Annotated in this window: 23 protein-coding genes and 1 riboswitch; of the genes, 12 read left to right on the forward strand and 11 right to left on the reverse strand. The window is 66.3% G+C overall.

Annotated features, from left to right (window positions below):
* The first annotated feature begins 5 nt into the window (after positions 1 to 5).
* Positions 6 to 491, forward strand: a complete 486-nt coding sequence (locus tag HYG77_RS09455) for a DUF2771 domain-containing protein (RefSeq protein WP_109327384.1) — start codon at positions 6 to 8, stop codon at positions 489 to 491.
* Positions 492 to 562: 71 nt separating this feature from the next.
* On the opposite strand, the gene HYG77_RS09460 is transcribed toward HYG77_RS09455, so the two are convergent.
* Positions 563 to 973 carry a cold-shock protein gene (locus HYG77_RS09460; RefSeq protein ID WP_109334893.1) on the reverse strand — a complete coding sequence of 137 codons (411 nt, stop codon included), beginning with the start codon at positions 971 to 973 and terminating at the stop codon, positions 563 to 565.
* 143 nt (positions 974 to 1116) lie between these two features.
* Here HYG77_RS09460 and HYG77_RS09465 point away from each other — a divergent pair, with 143 nt between their 5' ends.
* The 3 genes from HYG77_RS09465 to HYG77_RS09475 all read left to right on the forward strand — a co-directional run bounded on the left by HYG77_RS09465 (position 1117) and on the right by HYG77_RS09475 (position 2828).
* On the forward strand, positions 1117 to 1356 hold the full coding sequence (locus HYG77_RS09465; RefSeq protein ID WP_208962496.1) for a hypothetical protein: 240 nt from the start codon (positions 1117 to 1119) through the stop codon (positions 1354 to 1356).
* Positions 1357 to 1408: 52 nt separating this feature from the next.
* Entirely contained in the window at positions 1409 to 1786 is a 378-nt protein-coding gene (locus tag HYG77_RS09470) for a YccF domain-containing protein (RefSeq protein ID WP_208962497.1), read from the forward strand.
* A gap of 236 nt (positions 1787 to 2022) precedes the next feature.
* A riboswitch (cyclic di-AMP (ydaO/yuaA leader) is annotated at positions 2023 to 2237 on the forward strand.
* Between the two features lie 9 nt (positions 2238 to 2246).
* Complete coding sequence (locus tag HYG77_RS09475) at positions 2247 to 2828, forward strand: resuscitation-promoting factor Rpf1 domain-containing protein (RefSeq protein WP_109327378.1); 582 nt, start codon at positions 2247 to 2249, stop codon at positions 2826 to 2828.
* Between the two features lie 66 nt (positions 2829 to 2894).
* Here the strand turns inward: HYG77_RS09475 and HYG77_RS09480 are convergent, their stop codons facing one another.
* Entirely contained in the window at positions 2895 to 3083 is a 189-nt protein-coding gene (locus tag HYG77_RS09480; RefSeq protein WP_109327376.1) for a hypothetical protein, read from the reverse strand.
* A gap of 60 nt (positions 3084 to 3143) precedes the next feature.
* Here HYG77_RS09480 and HYG77_RS09485 point away from each other — a divergent pair, with 60 nt between their 5' ends.
* Together HYG77_RS09485 and HYG77_RS09490 are read left to right on the forward strand one after the other, a co-directional pair.
* Positions 3144 to 5459: a helicase-associated domain-containing protein gene (locus tag HYG77_RS09485; RefSeq protein ID WP_208962498.1), complete on the forward strand. Its 2316-nt coding sequence runs from the start codon at positions 3144 to 3146 to the stop codon at positions 5457 to 5459.
* 139 nt (positions 5460 to 5598) lie between these two features.
* Positions 5599 to 6549: an alpha/beta hydrolase family protein gene (locus HYG77_RS09490; RefSeq protein WP_244461351.1), complete on the forward strand. Its 951-nt coding sequence runs from the start codon at positions 5599 to 5601 to the stop codon at positions 6547 to 6549.
* Between the two features lie 274 nt (positions 6550 to 6823).
* On the opposite strand, the gene HYG77_RS09495 is transcribed toward HYG77_RS09490, so the two are convergent.
* Positions 6824 to 7483 carry a class I SAM-dependent methyltransferase gene (locus HYG77_RS09495; protein WP_208962499.1) on the reverse strand — a complete coding sequence of 220 codons (660 nt, stop codon included), beginning with the start codon at positions 7481 to 7483 and terminating at the stop codon, positions 6824 to 6826.
* An 89-nt stretch (positions 7484 to 7572) separates the two neighbouring features.
* Positions 7573 to 8385, reverse strand: coding sequence for a hypothetical protein (locus tag HYG77_RS09500; RefSeq protein WP_208962500.1), 813 nt, complete (start codon positions 8383 to 8385; stop codon positions 7573 to 7575).
* A gap of 168 nt (positions 8386 to 8553) precedes the next feature.
* Between HYG77_RS09500 and HYG77_RS09505 the strand changes: the two genes are divergently transcribed.
* Together HYG77_RS09505 and HYG77_RS09510 are read left to right on the forward strand one after the other, a co-directional pair.
* Positions 8554 to 10233, forward strand: a complete 1680-nt coding sequence (locus HYG77_RS09505) for a DNA repair helicase XPB (protein WP_109327371.1) — start codon at positions 8554 to 8556, stop codon at positions 10231 to 10233.
* Between the two features lie 38 nt (positions 10234 to 10271).
* On the forward strand, positions 10272 to 10940 hold the full coding sequence (locus tag HYG77_RS09510; RefSeq protein WP_208962501.1) for a DUF3239 domain-containing protein: 669 nt from the start codon (positions 10272 to 10274) through the stop codon (positions 10938 to 10940).
* A gap of 1 nt (position 10941) precedes the next feature.
* On the opposite strand, the gene HYG77_RS09515 is transcribed toward HYG77_RS09510, so the two are convergent.
* Together HYG77_RS09515 and HYG77_RS09520 are read right to left on the reverse strand one after the other, a co-directional pair.
* A complete protein-coding gene (locus HYG77_RS09515) occupies positions 10942 to 11505 on the reverse strand; it encodes a GNAT family N-acetyltransferase (RefSeq protein ID WP_208962502.1) in 564 nt (187 codons plus the stop codon).
* A 29-nt stretch (positions 11506 to 11534) separates the two neighbouring features.
* Positions 11535 to 12521: an LLM class F420-dependent oxidoreductase gene (locus HYG77_RS09520; RefSeq protein ID WP_208962503.1), complete on the reverse strand. Its 987-nt coding sequence runs from the start codon at positions 12519 to 12521 to the stop codon at positions 11535 to 11537.
* A gap of 88 nt (positions 12522 to 12609) precedes the next feature.
* Here HYG77_RS09520 and HYG77_RS09525 point away from each other — a divergent pair, with 88 nt between their 5' ends.
* From HYG77_RS09525 to HYG77_RS09540, 4 genes are all read left to right on the forward strand, one after another.
* Positions 12610 to 13788, forward strand: a complete 1179-nt coding sequence (locus HYG77_RS09525) for a sensor histidine kinase (RefSeq protein ID WP_208962504.1) — start codon at positions 12610 to 12612, stop codon at positions 13786 to 13788.
* A gap of 9 nt (positions 13789 to 13797) precedes the next feature.
* Entirely contained in the window at positions 13798 to 14490 is a 693-nt protein-coding gene (locus tag HYG77_RS09530) for a response regulator transcription factor (protein WP_208962505.1), read from the forward strand.
* A 106-nt stretch (positions 14491 to 14596) separates the two neighbouring features.
* Positions 14597 to 15379, forward strand: coding sequence for an ABC transporter ATP-binding protein (locus HYG77_RS09535; RefSeq protein ID WP_208962506.1), 783 nt, complete (start codon positions 14597 to 14599; stop codon positions 15377 to 15379).
* Complete coding sequence (locus tag HYG77_RS09540) at positions 15376 to 17826, forward strand: FtsX-like permease family protein (RefSeq protein ID WP_208962507.1); 2451 nt, start codon at positions 15376 to 15378, stop codon at positions 17824 to 17826. The genes HYG77_RS09535 and HYG77_RS09540 overlap by 4 nt, the downstream gene beginning before the upstream one ends.
* 35 nt (positions 17827 to 17861) lie before the next feature.
* On the opposite strand, the gene HYG77_RS09545 is transcribed toward HYG77_RS09540, so the two are convergent.
* Genes HYG77_RS09545 through HYG77_RS09565 form a run of 5 tightly spaced genes read right to left on the reverse strand, consistent with a single transcriptional unit; the run spans position 17862 to position 23321 of the window.
* Complete coding sequence (locus HYG77_RS09545; protein WP_208962508.1) at positions 17862 to 19088, reverse strand: MFS transporter; 1227 nt, start codon at positions 19086 to 19088, stop codon at positions 17862 to 17864.
* Positions 19085 to 20449 carry an LLM class flavin-dependent oxidoreductase gene (locus HYG77_RS09550; protein WP_208962509.1) on the reverse strand — a complete coding sequence of 455 codons (1365 nt, stop codon included), beginning with the start codon at positions 20447 to 20449 and terminating at the stop codon, positions 19085 to 19087. Before HYG77_RS09550 ends, HYG77_RS09545 begins: the two co-directional genes overlap by 4 nt.
* Before the next feature lie 35 nt (positions 20450 to 20484).
* Positions 20485 to 21378: an ABC transporter permease gene (locus HYG77_RS09555; protein WP_109327353.1), complete on the reverse strand. Its 894-nt coding sequence runs from the start codon at positions 21376 to 21378 to the stop codon at positions 20485 to 20487.
* Entirely contained in the window at positions 21371 to 22207 is an 837-nt protein-coding gene (locus HYG77_RS09560) for an ABC transporter ATP-binding protein (protein ID WP_208962510.1), read from the reverse strand. The genes HYG77_RS09555 and HYG77_RS09560 overlap by 8 nt, the downstream gene beginning before the upstream one ends.
* A 43-nt stretch (positions 22208 to 22250) precedes the next feature.
* Complete coding sequence (locus HYG77_RS09565) at positions 22251 to 23321, reverse strand: ABC transporter substrate-binding protein (protein WP_109327350.1); 1071 nt, start codon at positions 23319 to 23321, stop codon at positions 22251 to 22253.
* Positions 23322 to 23403: the final 82 nt, after the last annotated feature.

Raw genomic sequence — 23403 nt, forward strand, 5'->3', positions numbered from 1 at the left:
TGAGTATGCAGGCGCGAACCAAGAAGACCCTGGCACTGATCACCGTGGGACTGGTGGTGACGGCCGTGGCCTTCGTCGGGGTTCTATACGCGCTCATTCGGGACTCCGATCCCCGCCTGCCCGAGATCACCGCCTTCGCGCACGGCCACGCGGAGCAGGTGGCGCCACTGGCGTTCTGCAATCTGTATCTCGAGAACTGCGAGACGGGCCGGCTTGCCGAACTGGACGTCCCCCCCGGATCGGCGCTGCAGTTGTCGCTGCCGCAGGAGATCGTCGACGCACCGTGGCGCATGGTCGTCGTCTATCAGGACCCGTCGGGGCAGGTCGTCGTGCAGGAGAGGGCGCACCGCGCGGGTGAGACCCGTGCAGTGACCGTGCCGTCGACGGAAGAATTACAGCTGGCCGGAGTCGAGATCCAGCTGCCCTCCGCCGTCATCGACGAGCAGGGGCTGACGCAGGCGCGGGCCGCCTGGTCGATCAAGACGGCCTGATTCGACAGCAAGCGAAAAAGGAACCCCGCACCGTGTCGTGGTGCGGGGTTCCTTTTTCGGAAAGCGTTCTGTCAGCTGTCGAGTTCCCGGGCGACGGCGCGGACAACCTCGGAGATGCGCTGAGCCGTCTTGCGGTCGGGGTATTTGCCCCGGCGCAGGTCGGGCTGCACCTTCGCCTCGAGAAGCGTAATCATGTCCTCGACCATGCCGTGCAATTCGTCGGGGGTGTGCTTCTTCGCGGAAGGTTCCTTGCGTGCGGCGTTCTGGCGCAGCGACGGCGCCGGGTCGAGCACTTTCAAGCTCAACGCCTGCGGACCGCGCCGCCCGGCGGCCATGCCGAACTCGACGCGCTGACCGGCCTTGAGGCCCTCGACGCCTTCGGGCAGAGCGGACGAACGAACATAGACGTCCTCCCCCTCTTCCTGCGACAGAAAGCCGAAGCCCTTTTCGACGTCGTACCACTTCACCTTGCCGGTCGGCACCGCGTTCACCCGCTCATCACTTGAAGTGCAATTGGTATGCAAAACAACGCGCCCCACCTTTGGTGCGGGACGCGCAGTATCCACAGTCTACCTTGCACACACTGCCTCCGGCATTCGGGTTTCCAGGCATTATCGTTGCTGGTGTGCCCCCAGAATCGACTCCCCCGAGCACGCCCGGGACCCCCCGCACCCACGATGGTCTGCTGCGGGTGGCGCTTGCCTTGTTCGCGGTCGGATTCCTCGCGATCGTGGCGATCTTTCTCACCCCGGTGGTCTCGGACAGCGATCCCGGCCTCGTCCTGTATCTCATCGCGCTCGCGTGCCCGATCGGGTTCCTCCTCGGGATCGTGTCGGCGCTGAGACAGGGCCGACGAACACGCTGATCGTGCACACGCTCGGCGACGACATCCAGACCCTCACTACGACGGGACGATCATGAGACTTCTGCTCAACATCATCTGGCTGATCTTCGGTGGGCTCTGGCTCGCCCTGGGCTACTTCGTCGCCGGAATCCTCTGCTGCATTCTGATCATCACCATTCCGTTCGGGATCGCCTCCTTCCGCGTCGGCGTCTACGCGCTGTGGCCGTTCGGGAAGACGGTCGTCGACAAACCGACGGCCGGGGTGGCGTCGCTGATCGGCAACGTCATCTGGTTCATCATCGCCGGTCTGTGGCTGGCGATCGCCCACGTCGTCACCGCGGTTGCCATGGCGATCACCATCATCGGTATCCCCCTCGCCGTGGCGAACATCAAGATGGTTCCGATCTCGCTCATGCCTCTCGGCAAGGACATAGTCGACGCTCCACGTTGATGTGACGTTACTCACATAACGACCCGGTAACAGAAGGGCAACGGGTCGGCGATAGGCACGTCTCGCCGCTACTAGCTGGGAAGAGTCTGCGAGGCCCCCGAATAGTGGGCTGCATCAGGCACGGACACGCGGCGTTATCAAATGGTGACACTGAGGCCTCGGACCGTTACCGTCGTCAGCGGTCGAGCAAACATCGGCCACATCCGGCCCGCCGCGCCAAGCCTCGTCCCGCGGGTACCGGAGTCCCGACGAAGCATTCCAGGGACGAGGACGGGGGACCCAAAGTCCTCCAGGGAACTCCAGTTCCCAGGCGGACACCGGTCCGAATGTGCCACGCACAGTCGGACCTTGGGGTGAAGCCAGACCCTCTCCAAGCCAGGAGGGGTGAGGCCGGGCGACCTCTCAGCCCGAACCCGACAGCTGACCTCGCAGGCGCGTGTGGAGAGGATCTCGACCCACTATGAGCGGACGTCATCGCAAGCCCACCACCACCGGCCGTACCGTCGCCAAGGTCGCCGTCACCGGCGCCATCATGGGCGTCGCCGGAGCAGCCTTCTCGGGCACCGCGAACGCAGCGCCTGATTCCGACTGGGACCGCCTCGCGCAGTGTGAGTCCGGCGGAAACTGGGGCATCAACACCGGAAACGGCTACCAGGGCGGCCTGCAGTTCTCGCCCAGCACGTGGAACGCACACGGCGGCAGCCAGTACGCCGCCACCGCAAACCAGGCTTCACGCGAAGAGCAGATCGTCGTTGCCGAGCGTGTTCTCGACTCGCAGGGATGGGGCGCATGGCCGTCCTGCTCCTCGAGCCTCGGCCTGAGCAGCGCCCCCACCCAGCGCAACGCGCCGGCCACCGTGCCCGACGTCCCGGAGGCCCCGGCGCTCCCCGACCTCACGAGCGGCGTTCCGAGCACCAATGCGGCCCCGCAGGCTGCGGACGCCATCGACTCGGCCATCGAGGCCGTCAAGGCTCAGGGTATCCAGATCGATCCCCAGATCCTGCAGCTCATCGACGCCAACCGGGCCCTGCTTCCGCAGTAAGTCCTTCGGCACAGCGAAGAGGGGCCCTGCACCATTGCGGTGCAGGGCCCCTCTTCTGCCGTTGTACTAGCGGTTGATCACCGTGTGCGGATGCGCGTACGGCAACGACTCCGCCGGCAGCGGGAACTCGGTGTCCTCGCCGAACGGGGACAGACCGCCCGCCCGGCTCGACGACAGTTCGGTCACGGCGTGATCTCCATCGGCGGTTTCGGGCCACCCTGGATCCACATACTGCTTCTTAGAATTGTTAGCCACGGGGACATTTTGACAGGAGCGGTCGGCGACGTACAGCCCAGGTCTCTAATCTGATAGTCGATGACCGACACCGACGACACCGTCACGACCCCCGGCGCCGCTACGAGCAGCGCCGGCGGCGCAAGTCTCGCCGACTGGCTGGCAGCGCGCAGCGACGCCCACCTGATCGCGCTGCTTCGTGCGCGCCCCGACTTGGCGGTCCCCCCGCCTGCCACGATCGTCGTTCTCGCCGGACGTGCCGAACAGCGGGCGTCGGTGGCCCGTGCCGCCGACAATCTCACCTCGCTCGAGTTCGGCATCCTCGAATTACTCGCCCTCGACAAGGCGGACGAGATGCCTGTCTCCCGCGCCGCACTTCTGGGCGCAGTGGGGACGAGGGTGACCAAGAAGACGGTCGACGCCACCCTCGACACCCTGCGGTCGCTGGCACTGGTGTGGGGCGACGCCGATAATCTCCGCATCGTTCCCGCCGTCGTCGCGACCATCCCGTGGCGTGTCGGACGTATCGCCGAGCCCACGGAGACGCTCGACGAGGCCGGCATCACCGCTGCTCTGGCTCAGCTGGTGACGGTTGAACGCGACATCCTCGAGACGCTCGCCCGCTCCACGTCAGTCGGTCGGACGCGGGACGCGGCCCCGGGGACGCCTGCCGATCGGCCCGTGCAGCGCCTTCTCGCCGCAGGACTCTTGCGCTGGGTCGACGAAGAGACGGTGGAACTGCCGTTCCAGGTGCGTCAGGTTCTGCGCGGTGAAGCCGCTTTCGACCCCACCTCCCTGACGCCGCCCGCCGTGACCGGCCGTAAGTACAAACCAGCCGACATCAATGCCGCAGCGGCGGGTGAGGCCCTCGAGCTGGTCCGCCACTGCGAGGACGTCGTCAAGGTTCTCGGCGAGGCGCCCGCGCCCGCCCTGCGGGCCGGCGGGCTGGGTGTCCGGGAGCTACGGCGCATCGCGAAGGTGTCCGGGATCGACGAGAACCGGCTGAGTCTGCTGGTCGAGCTTCTCTCGGCAGCCGGGTTGATTGCGAGCGGCGCGCCTGATCCGGCTCCGCCCTCGGACAGTGGGGACAGCTACTGGGCGCCGACGGCCGCCGTCGACAACTGGCTGAACGCGCCGATCGCCCGGCGATGGCACGCATTGGCCGCCGGATGGCTCGAGCTGCCGCGCATGGCGTGGTTCATCGGTATGCGCGATTCCAACGACAAACCGGTTGCCGCCTTGTCGGAGGAGGTGCGGGCGCCGTCCGCACCCCGCGACCGGCAGACGATCCTCGGGCTTCTCGCCGAACTCGGGAGCGGTCAGTCCGCAGCGCCCGCGGAATTGAGCCGACTGCTCGCGTGGCGTCGCCCGAGGTGGGGTGCCCGACTGCGCGTGCATGCGGTGGAGCGGACCCTCGACGAGGCCGCGACTCTCGGTCTGGTCGCGCGCGGTGCCCTCAGCTCTGCCGGTCGTGCGCTCATTCACGGCGGTGACGCCGAGGCGGAGATGCATGCCTCACTCCCCGAGCCCGTCGACCACGTTCTCGTGCAGGCCGACCTCACCGTCGTCGCTCCGGGACCGCTCACGCCCGACCTGCTCGAGCAGATCGCCCTGGTCGCGGACATCGAGTCGGCCGGTGCCGCGTCCATGTACCGAATCAGTGAAGACAGCGTGCGTAGGGCACTCGACGCCGGAATGACTGCCGCCGAGCTGCACAGCCTCTTCGCGACCCGGTCGCGCACCCCCGTGCCGCAGTCGTTGTCGTACCTGATCGACGACGTTGCCCGGCGGCACGGACGGCTGCGGGCCGGAGTCGCCTCGTCCTTCGTCCGCTGTGAGGATCCCGCCCTGCTCGCCGAGGTGCTGGCGTCGCCCGTGGCCACTACGTTGGCGCTCCGCGCGCTGGCGCCGACGGTGGCGGTGTCGCAGGCCCCGCTGCGGGAGGTACTGAACGAACTGCGCGCCGCTGGGTTCGCGCCCGCGGGTGAGGATTCTTCGGGAGCGCTGGTCGACCTCCGTCCGCGGGGCGCGCGGGTGCTGACCCGTCGCAAGGCCCCCGGGACTCGAGCACCGGCCGTCGCCACCGAAGCGCAGCTCGACGCAGTGGTCCGCACCCTGCGTGCGGGTGATCTGGCCGCATCGGCCCACGGCCGCGGCAGCATCCGCGCCGACGGGTCGCGAGCCAGCAGTGCCGCCACCGTCGCACTGCTCAGCACTGCCGCCCGCGAGAAGAGCAGCGTGTCCATCGGCTACGTCGACGCGCAGGGCGTCGCGACGCACCGCATCGTCGACCCCGTGAGCGTCGGCGGTGGTCAACTCGACGCTTTCGACCCGGCGAGCGGCAGTGTCCGTCGCTTCACACTGCACCGAATCACCTCCGTCGCACGAGTCGACTGAACGGCGCCTCGGATAACGATTGTGCGCAAACACCTGGACTCAGGGTTTCCGGGCAATAACGTGTTACGAGTATGTACCTGGCCGGGGACGACAACCAGGAGGCTGGAACATGAGTGTTACCGGAACGCGGCGGCGGACTATGCTGCACGCAGTCGTACGTCTGATGGTCGCCGTGGTCATTCTGCCGTTGGCATTCGTGCTGGCCGGAGGCGGAACTGCTGCGGCGAATCCGTATGACCGGCTGCGTGAACACTGGGTTGCCGCCCCTGGAGGTGTCGGGCAGATCAAGGTACGGATATGGCTGGCGAACAACGGCAGCAACAAGGCCCTGTACCTGCTCGACGGCCTCCGCGCACCCAACGACGTCAGCGGCTGGGAGCACGAGACCAACGCCGCGTGGCTGTCGGATCACGGAATCAACGTGGTCGAGCCCGTCGGCGGGATGTCCAGCTTCTACTCGGACTGGTACGCCCCGAGCAATACCAACGGACAGCCCTACACCTACAAGTGGGAGTCGTTCCTGACCCAGAACCTGCCCGACTTCCTCGCGAACGTGTACGGCATCAGTCGGACGAGCAACGCCGTGGCCGGCCTGTCGATGGGCGGCAACGCAGCCCTCATCCTCGCCGCATATCACCGCGACCAGTTCACGTTCGCCGGTTCGATGTCCGGATACCTCAACCTGTCGGCACCGGGCATGCGCGAAGCCATTCGGGTGTCGATGCTCGACTCCGGCGGTTACAACTCCGACTCCATGTGGGGGCCGCCGTGGGATCCGGCCTGGCTCCGCAACGACCCCTTCGTCGTCGCCCCCCTGCTCCGCGGGCTGCCGATGTGGATCTCCGCGGGGAGCGGGCTGCCGGGTGCGTACGACCGGCCGGACTCCGCTATCGGCGCGTTCAACACCAGCACCGCGATGGGCCTCGAAGCGATCGCCCTTGCCCAGAACCGCGCCTTCCAGGTACGGCTCGACACTCTGGGAATTGGCGCGCACTACGACTTCCCCGCGTCCGGAACCCACACCTGGGGCTACTGGCAAGATCAGCTCTGGGCCATGCTCCCGATGATGAAGGCCTCGATCGGCGCCTGACCCCCTGTGAGTACTTGTTAACCGCCCGCGGTTAACAAGTACTCACAGGGCTGAAAGCGCCATTCGCGAACCGGCATTCAGGGTGGTTGAAATTTGTGCCATGGCGTGGATCACAGTCTCTGGACTTCCATGCCCGTGCTCGCCAAAATCTCTCATGCGCCGCTCGTCATCACGTAGCAGGTTGTCCGTGTAGCGCCCCTGCCAGCTGATATAGATCGTTGGCAGGGGCTGCGCTTGGCTGCGCCGCACGACTCGCGCAGTGTCGGCCCACCCATCAATCGCGGTGAGCCGACAGCAGCCACGCAGGCAGCATGGCCCGCCCCTTGTCGTCGCGCTCCCAGTTCGCGGCCTCCTCCGGTCCGAGCAGTGCGTGGATGAATGCGGGGCGAACGTCGTCGATGTTCCAGTACTCCGCGACGGCCTCGCGCAACTCTTCCTCGGTCACCGGATTCGGTCCTTGCCCCTCGGGGAAGGCACCCCTCGCGAACACCAGGATGTAGTACTGCGCACCGGGTGCCGCCGCTCGGGCGACGGCGTGCAGGTAGTCGCGGCGACGGTCCACGGGCAGCGAATGGAACAGGGTGCTGTCGACGATCGTGGCAAACCGTCCGTCGAAGCCTGTGAAAGAACTGATGTCCGCCACCTGAAAGGTGGCCGTCGTCAGTCCACGGTCCGCCGCGGCTGCCCGAGCCACGCCAACGGCCGTCGGCGACAGGTCCAGACCGACCACCGTGTACCCCTGCGCCGCCAAGTGGAGGGAAGTCTCGGCATGTCCGCAGCCCGCGTCCAATACGTCGCTGCGGAATTTGCCCTCGGCGATCAGTCCGGCGATCTCGGGTTGCGGCTCACCGATGTTCCACGGCACCGGTCCCGAAAAATTCTCCGCATCGCCTCGATAGATGTCATCCCACGGCGCAACCTGGTCGTCGGTCATGACGTCGACGGTACGCCCGCGCTTTCCCCGCCACAGCGCATCGGCACGGCCCTGTTGCGACGGGAACAGCACTCCCGATTGCGAAGTCGCTAACCGGTCAAGTTGACCTCGATGCAGTAGGTGCGTTGCGGTTCCGAGAAGGCGATGGGAAATGCGGCGTCGAACTGGTTGCACAGGGATTCGTCGTCCTGGCCGTCGACGCGTTCGACCACTGTGACGGTGTCGGGTTGGGAACAGACACCCGGAACGATTCTGCCGTCGTCCTCGAGGAGGTAGCACGAATCCTTCACCATGTTCGGGATGAGGCACAGCGTGCTCTCGACGGTGTCGTCCTCCCCCACCAGCGTGTAGGAGAAGTAGTCGTCACCGCACTGGACGTCACCGTCCTGCTTGGTGGCCACCTCGTACGTGGCGTCGTCGTCGGAGCAGTCCCGCTTTTCGTGCTCGGTCTCGGCGGCCGTGGTCGAGGCGGATTCGAAGAAGACGCAATCTCCGACGTCGAGGCTGTTCTGGTCGGCACTACGCACGGCGAACAGGCCGACTGCGGCGACAGCGGCGAGGAGCACCACGGCGACCACAGCGAGGGTGATGAACAGGCCCTTGCGCGACTTCTTCGGAGGCGGATACTGACCGCCGGGCGGGTACTGCCCGTACTGTCCGGGCGGCGGACCGTACTGACCCTGCTGTCCCGGCGGCGGACCGTACTGACCCTGCTGTCCCGGCGGCGGACCGTACTGACCCTGCTGCCCGGGCGGCGGACCGTACTGGCCCTGCTGGTAAGGCTGCTGCGGGTACTGGCCCTGCTGGTAGGGCTGATTCTGCTGGTACGGCTGCTGCGGGTTGTTCGGCGGCTGGCCGGGGGTGTTCGGATCGGGACGTGGGGGGTCGGGGGGCTGGGTCATCTCAGGCCTCGTCTCTGGGGGAACCACCGGCTCACCTCTCAATTTAGGCGGCTACCGCCCGGAATGTGCTGGTATCGAGCCAGGTGAGAGGTGGCGACGTGGCGCGCCGACGCCCATACCAGGACAATGGACAGGCTGGCCAGAATCCGGCGTGACAAGGAGGCTTCCGTGACCGACGGACCGTTGATCGTCCAATCCGACAAGACGTTGCTGTTGGAGGTCGATCACGAACGCGCGAACGACGCCCGGCAGGCGATCGCGCCGTTCGCCGAACTCGAGCGTGCGCCGGAACACGTCCACACCTACCGCATCACTCCGCTGGCCCTGTGGAATGCGCGAGCGGCCGGCCACGACGCCGAACAGGTGGTCGACGCCCTCGTCAACTTCTCCCGCTATGCCGTGCCGCAGCCTCTGCTGGTCGACATCGTCGACACCATGGCCAGGTACGGCCGACTGCAGCTGGTGAAGAATCCCGCGCACGGGTTGACCCTCGTCAGTCTGGACCGCGCCGTGCTCACCGAGGTGACCCGGCACAAGAAGATTGCCCCGATGCTCGGCGCCCGTGTCGACGACGACACCGTGGTAGTTCACCCGAGTGAGCGCGGACGACTCAAGCAGCTCCTCCTCAAGGTGGGCTGGCCGGCCGAAGACCTTGCCGGATATGTCGACGGTGAAGCCCACCAGATCGACCTCGACTACGACGGCACGTCGCCCGGATCGGCGGACGGCCATTGGCATTTGCGCGACTATCAGGAAATGGCAGCCGATTCCTTCTGGGCGGGTGGTTCCGGTGTCGTCGTCCTTCCCTGTGGCGCAGGCAAGACCATGGTCGGTGCCGCGGCCATGGCCAAGGCGAAAGCCACCACGTTGATCCTCGTCACGAACACCGTCGCGGGACGCCAGTGGAAGCGAGAGCTCATCGCCCGCACCTCTCTCACGGAGGAGGAAATCGGCGAATATTCCGGTGAGCGCAAGGAGATTCGGCCCGTCACGATTGCCACGTATCAGGTGATCACGCGCCGGACCAAGGGTGAGTACAAGCACCTCGAACTGTTCGACTCCCGCGACTGGGGCCTCGTGATCTACGACGAGGTCCACCTACTTCCGGCCCCGGTGTTCCGGATGACCGCCGACCTGCAGTCCCGTCGCCGCCTCGGCCTCACCGCCACGTTGGTGCGTGAGGACGGTCGCGAGGGCGACGTCTTCTCGCTGATCGGCCCCAAGCGGTACGACGCACCGTGGAAGGACATCGAGGCCCAGGGCTGGATCGCTCCCGCCGACTGCGTCGAGGTGCGGGTCACGTTGACCGATGCCGAGCGCATGGCCTACGCAGTCGCCGAACCCGACGAGCGGTACAAGCTGTGTTCCACAGCACACACGAAAATCGCAGTGGTCAAATCGATCCTCGAGCGGCATACCGATGCACCCACGCTCATCATCGGCGCCTACCTCGACCAACTCGACGAGCTGGGCGAGGCGTTGAACGCACCGGTCATCAAGGGCTCCACCAAGAACAAGGAACGCGAGGAACTCTTCGACAGCTTCCGGGCAGGGGACATCCAGACGTTGGTGGTGAGCAAGGTTGCCAACTTCTCGATCGACCTTCCGGAAGCGTCCGTCGCGGTACAGGTTTCGGGCACGTTCGGGTCGCGGCAGGAGGAAGCCCAGCGGCTCGGACGGCTGCTGCGCCCCAAGCAGGACGGCGGCCAAGCGCACTTCTACTCCGTCGTCGCCCGCGACACCCTCGACGCCGAGTACGCCGCACACCGGCAGCGCTTCCTGGCGGAGCAGGGCTATGCGTACCGGATCACCGACGCCGACGACCTCCTGGGGCCCGCCATCGGGTGACTCCGCCGCCGCGGAGCCTGGGACTCTAAGCTGGTGCCGTGCGACATTTCGAGTTCACCGTCGATCGGGCCTACGCGAAGTCTGTGAATCAGACGTTCGCCGATATGCGACGCCTCCAGGTGTCCGCGGTCATCGTTGCCCTGCTGTTCGCGGCCGCGGCTGTGGGGCTGGTCCTGCTCAGGCATCCGTGGTCGATCATCCTCGGCGTCGTGGTGGCGCTCGTCGCTCTCACGTCGGTGTGGGTGGCGTTCTGGGTGCCCAAGAAGGTGGGCAGCATCGAAGACCTGTATGCGAAGAGCCCGCTGGTCCCGGCCGTGATCTCGGAGACGCACCCGCGTGCGCTCACGCTGCTGTCGCTGATCGACGCAGCGAAGCCTGCGGCAGGGCGGCCGTCGTACGTGCTGGTCACCCGGAACGTTCCGATCCGTGCACATCAGAAGCAGAACGTCGGCGACAGGGTGCCGTCCGTCGCGCTCTTGAGCGACCGCAACACGCACAGCGCCGCCGACACCTGGGAGATGGTCAGTCCGATGCCCATCGCCTGGGGGACGCGGGACTCCTCGGTGCGCGCCCGCGCAGCCGAAGCCATCGATCAGGCGGAGTGGGAATTTCTGGAGAGCAAGATCCCCGAGTCGGAACACGTGCGCACGAGTCCCGATCAGCGAGTGGCCGTGTCCGAGCACGAGCTTCCCGAGAGCCTGCGCTGAACTAGTCGGGCCAGCCGTCTGCCGGCGTGCGCGGGTCGTCCGCGAGCAGCGCTGCCATCCACGAATCCCGCCGGACTCCACGTTGGAGCAGCCCACGGCGCTGCACTCCCTCGAACCGGAATCCCAGTTTGCGGGCCACCGCCGCGGAGTTGTGGTTGCCGACGAAGGCACGCCACTCGATGCGTTCGAGACCCATCCCACCCGGCCGAAACGCAAAGTCGCACACTACCTCCACCGCGGCTGCCATGAGACCTCGAGAGCGGGCACCGGCGGCGAGCCAGTATCCGATTTCGGCCGACGAGCTGTCGCGCGCGAGTAGTCCGATCATCCCCACCGCCGGTCCGTCGGCGCGCTCGCGAATTGCCCAGACCGGGCTGCGATCCGCCCATCCGGAGGGGACGGTCCGCCGCACGAAGTGCTCGGCGTCCGATCGCGCATAGGGCGAGGGCATGGTGGTCCACTCGGCGATCGCGGAGTCGCTACAGGCGGCACAGATCGCGTCGATGTCGCTGACGACCGGCGGGCTCAGCCACACGGTGCCGGTGTTCAGAGTGACGACGAACATGCCGCCACTGTAGGCCTGCGAGCCGTCGATCAACGCAGCGCCGGGAGCACTTCCTTCTCGAACAGCTCGATACCTGACGTGTCGTACGCGGCTTCGGGAAAGTAGAAGATGCCGTAGGTCATGCCCTGCGCCTTCAGAGCGGACAGCTTCTCGATGATCTGATCCGGGGTACCCACGCCCGGCATTCCGCGGAAGGCGCCGAGAGTTCCCTCCGCCGCCTCGGCGCCGACATAGGGGGTGACGCGCTCGACCAGCGTGGCCAGTCGTTGCTCGACCTCGGCCTCGGTGGTTCCGATTGCGACGTTGTAGTTGGCCGACCGGACGATGGCATCGAAGTCGGTTCCGACGTCCTCACAGTGCCTGCGGAGGATCTCGGACTTGTGGGCGAATCCTTCGGGAGTGCCGTCGAAGTTGGTGTACTGCGCGTACTTCGCCGCGATCTTCAGGGTCACCTTTTCGCCGCCACCGGCAATCCACAGGGGAATGCCGCCCTCTTGGAGGGGAAGTGGCCGCACGATCGCCCCGTCCACCTGGTAGTGCGTGCCTGCGAGGGTGGCGCTGCCGTTGATCCAGGCCTGGCGCAGAATCTGAACGCCTTCCTCGAGGCGACCGAGACGTTCACCGGGCGAGGGGAATCCGTATCCGTAGGCCCTCCACTCGTGCTCGTACCAGCCGCCTCCGATGCCCATCTCCACTCGCCCGCCGGAGATGAGATCGGTGGTGGTGGCCACCTTGGCCAGATACGCGGGATTGCGGTAGCTGACCGCGGTGCACATCTGGCCGAGCCGCACCCGTGAGGTGACGGCAGCGAGGGCGGACATCAGGGTCCACGCCTCGTGGGTTGCCTCCTCGGTGGGCGCCGGAACGGTGTGGAAGTGGTCGTACACCCAGAGCGAATCCCAGGAGCCGCGGTCGGCACGCAACGAGAAGTCGCGCATCACCGCCCACTGCTCGGAAGGATCGATACCGACGAGATCGAGGCGCCAGCCTTGAGGAACGAACAATCCGAAGCGCATGAGAAGAATGTACCCACAGTCCGGGTAGTCCTGCAGGGTGCGGCGCCACCCGCGGCCGGATCGTCTGAACAGGCGCTACCGTCACAGCATGGCCCGCTTTCCTTCCACCGAACAGTGGTACCGATGGAGCGCGAAACACAGCCGCGGAATCGACGTGTGCGTTGCCGGCGTCGTCACCGTCCTCAGTCTCCTGACCGCGGCGGAGGCGAGCGTGGCCGCGGTGGTCGTTTCCTTGGGGATGACGGTGCCGCTGGCGTGGCGTCGTTCGCACACGGTGGTGTCCGGTTTCGTCATCGCCGCGTTCTCCGTGCTGCATCTTGTCGTGATCGCACACACCCTCTTGCTGTCCGTAGTCGCGGTCCCCATCGCGCTCTATGCTTTCGCCGCCTACGGTCCGCGGTGGAGCAGTTTCGCTGCGCTCGGTCTCGCCATGGTCGGGGCTGTGGGCGCGACGGTGAAGTACTTCTCCGACAGCAAGTCGTCCGAGATACTCGTGTACAACTCCCTCGCCTTCATCGTCTTCGTCCTCGCGGTGTGGGCGTTCGGTGACCTGCGCCGGGTTCGGATGAAGGAACTCGAGGGGCTGGCGGAGCGAGCTCGGCTCCTCGAACTCGAACGGGAACAGGAAGCCGAGATCGCCACCATCACCGAGCGCACGCGGATTGCCCGGGAGATGCACGATATCGTCGCCCACTCGCTGACCGTGGTCATCGCTCAGGCCGACGGTGGGCGGTACGGGGCCGCCCAGGATCCCGCAGCGGCTGTCGCTGCGCTGGAGACGATCGCCGCCACAGGCAGGCAAGCGCTGACGGATATGCGGGCCCTGCTGTCTGTGTTGCGGGAGGACCGACCCCGGGACTTCGCCATGATCCCCGGTGCGTCGGATATCGAGTCGCTCGTCGCAGACCTTCGCAGAAGTGGGGTGGACGTGCATCTCCAGATCGAAGGTAACCCGCGGGAACTGCCACCGGGAACGAGTCTGACCGCGTACCGGATCGTGCAGGAGTCGCTGACCAACGTGCTCAAGCACGCCGGGCCGGGGGCGCACGCCGACGTCGAAATGAGCTGGACCGAGCACGAACTGGTTGTCACTGTGGTGGACGACGGCCGGGGCGTTTCGGCGGCACTCATCGAACCCTCCGCAGGAGGGCAGGGCTTGATCGGGATGACGGAGCGCGCACGACTTCACGGCGGCCGGGTGACGGCTGGTCCCAAACCTGGTGGCGGCTATCGGGTCCGCGCCGTCCTCCCTCACGGAAACACCTAGGGTGAGTGCATGGACGAACACGGCGGCCGCATCGATGTTGCGCTGATCGACGACCAGCAACTGGTCCGCGCGGGATTCCGGATGGTCATCGATTCGCAGCCGGACCTGTCGGTGGTAGTCGAGGCGTCGGACGGGCGTCAGGCGCTCACCGAACTCGCGGCATGTCGCGTCGATGTCGTCCTGATGGATGTGCAGATGCCGCGCATGGACGGCATCGAAACCACCCGCCAGCTGCTGGCCTCAGAAGATGCGCCGAAAGTGGTGGTACTCACCACTTTCGACAACGACGAATATGTCTTGTCCGCAATCCGGGCGGGGGCGAGCGGCTTTCTCCTCAAAGACGTTCCACCGGAACAGTTGCTCGACGGTATCCGGACGGTGCACCGGGGTGACGCCGTGATCGAGGCACGGGCCACTCGCCGCCTACTACAGCACGTGGGGCCGTTACTCGAGGATTCGATGGACCGCGCACAGCTTCCGGAGGAACTCACACGCCGTGAGGTGGAGGTTCTCGAGGCCATGGCGTATGGGCTGTCCAATACGGAAATTGCGGCGCAGCTCCACATATCGGAGACCACCGTGAAGACGCATGTGGGACGCGTTCTGTCGAAAACGCACTCACGAGACAGGGTGCAAGCGGTGGTGTTCGCATTCCAGGTCGGTTTGGTGCGCCGCTCGGACCTTCTCGGTACCGAGGACTGACGCCGGGGGCCCACGTCGTCCTACCGGAGGACGACGGCCGCCGCCGGAAGATGGCTCCGCGCTCCGACGCGCACACCGCTTCACCTGCAATAACGTCGATTCCGTGATGACAAGGACCAACACGGAGGTGGGGACGACGATGCAGGCTGCGGTCCGCGCGAGCGGGGTAACGAAGGTATACGGCACGGGTGAGACAGCGGTGCGGGCGCTGGGCGGGGTGGACGTCGACTTCGAGCGAGGCGCATTCACCGCCATCATGGGTCCGTCGGGTTCCGGCAAGTCGACGCTGATGCACTGCCTGGCCGGACTGGACACGGTGTCGGCCGGCCGCGTGTTTCTCGGCGACACCGAGGTGACCGGGTTGGGGGATGGGGAGCTGACCGAACTGCGGCGTGAGCGGATCGGATTCGTGTTCCAGGCATTCAATCTCCTGCCGGTTCTGAGCGCGCGAGCCAACATGATGTTGCCGATGCGCCTGGCGGGCAGCACCCCGTCGCCGCAGTGGATGGCGGAAGTGGTCGCCAAGCTCGGGCTCACGCACCGGCTCGATCATCTCCCCCACGAGTTGTCGGGCGGGCAGCAGCAGCGGGTGGCTGTGGCGCGCGCTCTGCTTCCGCAGCCCGACGTCGTCTTCGCCGACGAGCCGACTGGGAACCTCGATTCACACTCCGGCACAGAGGTTCTCGGGCTCCTGCGAACGTGCGTGCGGGAGACGTCGCAGACGGTGGTGATGGTGACGCACGACCCGGTTGCCGCGTCGTATGCGGACCGGGTGGTTCTCATTGCAGACGGTCTGATCGCCGGTGACATTCTCCGGCCGACCGTAGATTCCGTGATCGCGTCGATGCGTGCACTCGGCGCGAACGACCTCCCGGCGGTGCGACGATGAGGGAGCTGGCTTTGGCGCAGGCCCGGGCGCACGCGGGCCGGTACGTGGCCTCGATTCTCGCGGTGGTCATCGCCGTCGGGTACATCGTGGCGACGCTGACCTTGAACTCCACCGTCGGCGCCGGAATCGACACCTCGCTCGCTGTGCAGTATCAGGGCACCGACGCGGTCGCTTCCGGGCCGGGCGCCAGGGCGGCCGACCTCGCCCGGATCCCCGGCGTCGCCGCGACGACCGATGACGTGAGCGCCTCTGTCCGTGTCGATTCCGCGATCGACGGAAAGTCCTACGGTGACGCCGTGTCGATCGCGGACGACAGTGTGTTGCGGTGGCAGCAGGTCTCCGACGGAGAACTGCCCAGGGGACTCGGCGAGGCGCTGGTGAGTAAGGACGCCGGAATCCCTGTCGGCTCGGAGATCACGGTGACCGCACTCGAAGCGAGCGACGGTGTGACCACCAGTGTGCGCGTCGTCGGGCTGGTCGACCTCTCCGGAACAGCGCAGCGAATGCGCGGCACCACGGTCTTCGCGACACCTGCCCAGCTGATTCAGTGGGCCGGTGAGGCCGCCACCCACGAGGTACGCATCGCCGGTGACGGGTCCCTGTCACAGCGGGAGCTGGCCACCCGTATCCGCGAGGCCCTGCCCGCCGACTCGACCGTGACTACCGGAGCCGCAGCTACGAAAGACGCTGCAGGACAGTATCTCGGCCAGGCCGAGGTACTGAGTACCATCCTCCTGTCCTTCGGCGCCATCGCGGTCGTTGTCGCGGCGCTCGTGATCGCCAATACCTTCGCAGTGCTGCTCGCGGCGCGGACCCAGGAGCTTGCGGTCCTGCGCTGTGTCGGTGCAACCGCATCACAGGTGCGCCGCAGTATCCGGACGGAGGCGGCCGCAGTAGGGATCATCGCGTCCGTTCTCGGCGCCGGCGTCGGGATCGCGTTGGCCTGGGTGGTCGGACGGGTAGCCACGGCGGCGGATGCACCGATCCCGCTGTCGATGTTGCATGTCGATCCTCTGTCGGTCGCGCTCGGTGTAGCAGTGGGGATCGTGATGACCATGGTGGCAGCGTCTGCCCCCGGACGGGCGGCGACCAGACTGTCGCCACTCGCAGCGCTGCAACCGATGGACGCAAAGCCGGAGAGTGCTCGAATGTCACTCGGCCGCAGGGTTCTCGGCCTCGTGATGCTGGCCGCCGGAATCGCGATGACCGTGGTAGGCGTACTCGTACAGCAAGTTCCGGCAGCCACTGTGGGCGGATTGCTCTCGTTCCTCGGCATCGCGGCACTGAGCACTACGATGGTGCCGGCGCTGATCAGCCGGACGGGCATCGTTCTGGCACGGCTGGCAGGTCCGGTCGGCGAGCTCGCCGCGGGCAACGCAGGCCGGAATCCGCGCCGGACCGCCGCCACAGTCACCGCTCTGTTGATCGGTGTGGCGCTGACCAGCACCTTGGTGGTGGGGATCGCGACAGTGAAATCGTCGGCCCCCGCCGCGATGGACGAGCAGTTTCCGGTGGACGTGATGGTCAGCAGCGCAGGGAACCGAGGACTTCCACCGGCGTTGGGCCCGCGGATCACGGCAACAACGGGTGTGTGGGGGGTTTCGGCGCTCGAGCGTGCCGACCTGGTCATCGATGGCCGTGGCGAACTGGAGGCCTTCGGGGTGTCGGGCAGTGCCGCGCAGTCCGTGCTGCGTACCCCGATCACCCTTCCCTCACCGGGACGGCTGGTGCTTTCTCCCGCCGGACTGCGGGACAACGGTCTGAGCCCTGGAGACACGGCGACGGTCCGAGGTGATCGCGGCGACGTCACAGTCACGGTGGTAGAGGGCCGGGACGGTCAGCCGGCTCTCCTCGATCACACCGATATGGCGGTGTCGGCATCGTCCCCGGTGATCGACGCGTACTGGATTCGTCTGTCGGAGGGCAACTCCGACGAGCAGTCGCTGGCGGCGACCGACCAGGTGACGGAACTTGCCCGTGAGCTGGCGCCCGGAAGCGAGGTCCAAGGCATGATCGCGATGCGCGGGGCTATCGATTCGGTGTTCGACACCATGCTCATGGTGGTCGCGGGCCTGCTGTCGGTAGCTGTGCTGATCGCTCTCATCGGCGTCGGTAACACGATGGCACTGTCCGTCCTCGAACGGCGTCGTGAATCGGGACTGCTTCGAGCGCTCGGCCTGACGAGAAAGGGAGTACGCGCAATGTTGATCTGGGAAGCTCTCCTGGTGGCCGGTGTGGCGTCCGGAATGGGCGTCGTGTTCGGTCTGGTCTTCGGAACCGCCGGAACTGCTTCGGTTTTCGGTTACGACGATGTGGTGCTCAGCGGAATCCCGTGGGTGCAGCTCTTCGCCATCGTGTTGATCGGCGGGGTCTGCGGGATGATTGCGGCACTGCTTCCCGCCAGGCGTGCCGGGGCGATCTCGCCGGTATCGGCCATGGCCGGTTAACTCCCCGGAGCCGCCTCACCGAGCCCGGCCGAGTCCTAGGTTTCTTGTTTCTCGAGGGCGACGGAACCCGGATCGCGGCTCGGTCGAGGCGGCCACGGCGAGTACACGGGAATGAAGCGAAACAGCAGGCTCGCACCGACCAGCGCAGCCCCGCCGATCGCACCGACGGCGAACCCGAGCGGGACCACCGCGGCCAGCGCACCCACCCCCAACGGCCCGGCGAACATACCGGTGTCGTGGGTCAGTCGCCAGGCGGCGAGGAATTCGGCGCGGATCGCGGGTGGGGCGATGTCGGCCCCGAGCGTCATGATGACGCCGTTGCCGAGTCCGTTGCCGATCCCCATGAGGACGGCGACCGCACCGATCGACACCAGATCGTGTGAGAACGGCAACGCCAGGTACGACACCCCGATCACCAGCAGGGAGGGTACGGCGATGAATCTCCGGCCGTACCGGTCCATGAAGTGGCCGGCCGGATACGAACACAGCAGGTCGACGGCCGCTCCGGCACCGAACACCAGGCTCACCTGGGCGGCGTCGAGTCCGAGGTGGGCTGCCCACAGCGGCAGCACCGCTTCCCGAGACGCTCGCCCCGCACCCATCAGCAGCGAGCCGGCGCCAAGGGTGGACAACAGCTTTCGGTGCCCACGCAGAATCGAGGGCAGCGTGGCATGCGACTTCACCGGGCCATCCGTGCGACTCGGTGGATCGGGGACGCGGGACATCAGCCACCCCGACAACACGACACCGACAAGTTGGACGACGAACCCGCCGCGCGTGCCGACGACGAGGATCACGGCGGCACCGAGAAGCGGGCCGACGAAGAAGCCGAGCCGCCACATCGCCGCAAACGACGACATGGCACGTGCCCTCAGCCCGAGCGGCACGGCCTCGGCCAGATAGCTCTGCCGGGCCAGGCCCCATACTGCGTTGGCGAGCCCGGTCAGCAGGGCGCCGAGACCCAGAACTCCCGGCGTCGGCGCAAACAAGCAGATCAGGACGCCGAGGGCGCCGGCCGAGCTGCCCCCGATGATCGACCGCCGCTCGCCGAACCTGGCTACGATCCGCCCGGCCGGCAGGTCACCGAGCACGGCGCCGAGCCCGACGACCGCCACGATCAGCCCCGACACCGCCACCGACGCACCTAGATCGCGTGCAGTGAGGGCCATGACCGGCGCCGCGGCGCCCTGGCCGATCCCGAAGATTGCGGCCGGGACGAAGACCGTGGTGACAAAGGGTTTGAGGCCGGTCGGACCGCTCATGCGCTCGCTTCGCCGATGGCACCGCCCAGCGCGTCACCGGGTGCGAACCGGTTGCCGACCTCGCCCAGTCCATAGTGACCGCGCAACGTCGTCGAGGTGTACTCGGTGCGAAACAGTCCGCGGTCCTGGAGAATGGGAACCACCTGATCGACGAAGTCGTCGAGACCTCCCGGCAAGTACGGCGGCATGATGTTGAAGCCGTCCGCCGCACCCTGTTCGAACCAGATCTGCAACTCGTCCGCCACCTGCTCGGGGGTTCCGGCGAATGTGCGGTGTCCACGCCCGCCGCCGAGGAGTCCGATCAGTTGCCGCACGGTGAGCGAGCCGTCTTCGGCAAGATCCTTGACCAGCTGGTACCGGCTCTTGTTCCCCTGAATCTCGTTGAGCGGTGGCAAGGGTGGGAGCGGGGCGTCGAGGGAATGCTCGGTGAGGTCGACGCCGAGCATCGTGGACAGCTGACGCAGCGAGTACGCGGGTGAAATCAGGTCGGTGAAGGACCGTTCGAGCGCCTCCGCCTCCTCCTGGGTGTCTGCGATGAACGGGACGATACCCGGCAGCACCTTCAGATCGCCGGCATTGCGGCCGTACTTCACCACCCGCGCCTTCAGGTCCCGGTAGAACTCCTGCCCTTGCGCGAGGGTGCGTTGCGCAGTGAAGACCGCCTCTGCGTGCCGGGCGGCGAACTCTTTACCGCTCTCCGAAGAACCGGCCTGTACCAGCAGTGGTCGCCCCTGCGCCGATCGTGGGGAGTTCAGCGGCCCCTTGACCTGGAAGCGGGGTCCATCGTGGTCGATCGTGTGGACCTTTGCCGGGTCGGCGAACAGGCCGGTGTCCGGGTCGAGCACCACGGCGTCGTCTTCCCAGCTGTCCCACAGCGCAAGTGCCACGTCGACGAATTCCGCTGCGCGCTCGTATCTTCCGCTGTGCGCCGGGATCCCGTCGACGCCGAAGTTCGCCGCCTCGTCCGCGCCCGCCGAGGTCACGATGTTCCACCCCGCCCGGCCACCGCTGATGTGGTCGAGAGAGGTGAACTTCCGCGCCAAGCTGTAGGGGTCGCCGTAACTCGTCGACGCCGTGGCGATCAGTCCCACGTGTTCGGTGGCGACGGCGATGGCCGACAGCAGCGTGACGGGTTCGAAGATCGCCTGCGTGTTGTGCTCGAGCCGCGGACCGATTGCCAGGGTGTCGGCGAAGAACACGGAGTCGAGTTTGCCGCGTTCCGCGATCCGCCCGAGTTCCTGGAAGTGCTTCACGTCCAGAACCCGGTGGGCCTCCGTGCGTGGATGCCGCCACGCCGCCTCGTGGTGACCCACGCCCATGAGAAAGGCATTGAGATGGAAGTGCTGGGAACCTTGTGACATCGAGTTTCTTTTCTACGAGATGAGCAGCAGGCCGTTCAGACCCGCCAGCGCGACAACCTGCGTTCGATCAACACGAGAATCGCGTTGAGGGACAGCCCGAGAACAGAGATCGCGACGATGCCCGCGTACATGTTGGGGATCTGGAAGTTGAACTGGGAGGCGGTGATCAGATAGCCGAGCCCGGCCTTGGCGCCCACCATTTCAGCCGCGATCAGCACGAGAATGGAGGATGCCGCCGCCATGCGGATACCGGTGAAGATGGTGGGAACAGCGGCGGGCAGCACCACCTTCTGGAACAGGCGCACCGGCGACAATCCCAGCGACGAAGCCGATTTGATCAACAGCGGATCGACGGTGCGCACACCGGAAATCGTGTTGAGGAGAATGGGGAACGTGCAGGCGTAGATCACCAGCGCGATCTTCGACTCCTCACCGATGCCGAGGATCAGGATGAAGACGGGTAGCAGGGCCAGCGCGGCCGTGTTGCGGAAGAGTTCGAGAATGGGGTTCAGGAAGTCCGACACCGGCCGGTACCAGGCGATCGCGATACCCAGCGGGATCGCGATCGCGACTGCCACGAAGAAGCCGATCAGAGCCCGCGAGAGACTCGCCGACACGTGCTGCCACAGTTCACCGCTGGCGGCCAGGTCGAGAAAGGCTTCGACCACCGTACTGAACGGTGGTAGAAACACCTCGTCCACCAACCCGATTCGGGGCGCCAACTCCCACAGCGCGAGAAACGCGACGATCGCGATGGAAGGCTTGAGGATTCGCCAGGCGACCGGTCCCACGACCGCGCCGGCGCGCTTCGCGGCGTTGGGTGCCGCCGGCCGGACCTCCGGTGCGGGCGACGTTGCGCGGGTCTGCAGTGGATCGGCGACGACAGGTGCCTCGTCGAGATCTGTCGGTGTGGCAAGTGCGCTAGACATGAGCCTCCTCCTTCTCGATTACCTGTGCTCGCTCCACTTCACCGTGCAACAGCGTCCAGATCTTGTGCCGGTACTGCCGGAACTGCTCGTTGGATCGGACGTCCTCACCGCTGCGGTCGATGTCGATGTCGACGAACGTCTTCACCCGCCCGGGTCGCGAGGTCAACACCGCAACCCGCTGCCCGAGGTAGATGGCCTCGTCGATGCCGTGGGTGATGAACAGGATGGTTTTTCCCGTTGCCTTCCAGATGCGCAGCAGTTCGTCCTGGAGTGATTCGCGGGTCTGCGCGTCGAGGGCGGCGAACGGCTCGTCCATCAGTAGCACTTCGGGATCGAAGGCCAGGCTGCGGGCAATCGCGACACGCTGCTTCATCCCACCGGACAGTTCGTGCGGATACCGGTCACCGAAGCCGTGCAAGCCCACCAACTCGAGGTAGTGCTCGGCGAGGCTTCGCCGCTCCTTCTTGGGCAGCCCCTTGGCTTCCAACCCGAACTCGATGTTGTGCCGCGCGGTGCGCCATGGGAGAAGCGCGTACTGCTGGAAGACGATGCCTCTGTCGAGTCCCGGCCCCGTCACCGGCTTTCCGTCGAGGAGAATGCGGCCCGAGGTCGGTGTGCTCAAACCTCCGAGAAGGTCCAGCAGCGTCGACTTTCCGCAACCGCTGGGTCCGACGAGGACGAGGAACTCACCGGCGGCGAGGTCGATGTCGATGTCTGCGATCGCGGTGAACTTGTCCTTCGTCCCACGCACGTCGAATTGTTTGGTGACGTGTTCGAGGCGGAGTTTGGGGGGTGTGACCTGACCTCGGTCCGAAGCGGTCGTGCTCATGTCTGTCCTTCCGATACTTCTCCGTGAGTTCTGCTCGGTACAGTCATTTCGTGGCCAGGGCCTGCCCGTCCGGACCGCTGTCCGCCGGATACGTGCCGTTGGCGTAGGGGTTGTACTCGTTCGTGTACACATCGGCCGGCGTGAGCTTGCCGTCCTCGAGTTCTCCATTGCGCACGAGCCAGTCGATCCAGGTCTGGATTTCCTTGTCGGTGATCACTCCACCGGGGCCGGCGACACCGGGCGACCTCCAGTAGTCGACGAGGTCGGTGTTCTCGTTGCGTCCGCGCTCGGTGATGATCTCCTTGTACTTCGCGATCACCTGATCGCGGGGCGTGGTCTGCGTCCAGCGGATCGCCCGGGCCGTGCCCTGCACGAAGTCGGCCACTGCCTCCTGGTTCTTTGCGATGAAGTCGTTGCGGAACAGCAGCGAGCCGTACGTGAACGAACCGAAGATCGACTCGTCGGTGAACAGCGCGCGGATGCCGCCCTTCTCCACGGCCTTGTCGCGGAACACGCTCCCGAGTGTGCCGACATCGATCTGTCCCTGTCGCAGTGCCTGTTCGGTGTTCACCGGGGGTACGACAGTGAGCTCCACCTGCTTGATCTCGTCCGGAGTGAGCCCCTCCCGCGCCAGCCATTCACGGACCAGGAATTCGTGGTGCGCGCCGAGGGTATTCATCCCGACTTTCTTGCCGATGAGATCTCGGGCGGTGCGAATCGGGCTGTCCTCGAGCACGTAGTACCCGTTGAACGTCTCTTTGTCGGAGCCGTAGTAACCGACGACCGAGGTGACGGGTGAATCCGCGGCGGCCAGCTTCAGTACCGCCCCGTTGAACGCCCCACCGAAATCGGTCTGTCCCGTTGCGGCGTTCTGGATGCTCTGGGGCCCACTGGTGCTGTCGCCGATCCAGTTCAGCTCGACCTTCTGGTAGTAACCCAGGTCGGCCGCCAATTCCGAGAAGGAGACCTGGCCGGTGGTTCCCTCGTAGCGCAGGACGGTCTTACCGTCGGCGGTCGTGACGGTCTTGTCGCTCGAGCAGGCGACGGTGAGGCCGGCGAAGGTGAGCAGGGCGGCCGCGGCGGCCAGAGTCCGCGCCAGACGTGGATGAAGCATCGGGATCTTCCTCAGGGTGATGCCCGCACACGGAAAGGGTGGCGGGTCGGGTGATGCGCACCGTTCGACCGGAGACCGGGAC

The sequence above is a fragment of the Rhodococcus sp. ZPP genome (assembly GCF_017656075.1).
Taxonomy (GTDB): domain Bacteria; phylum Actinomycetota; class Actinomycetes; order Mycobacteriales; family Mycobacteriaceae; genus Rhodococcus_F; species Rhodococcus_F oxybenzonivorans.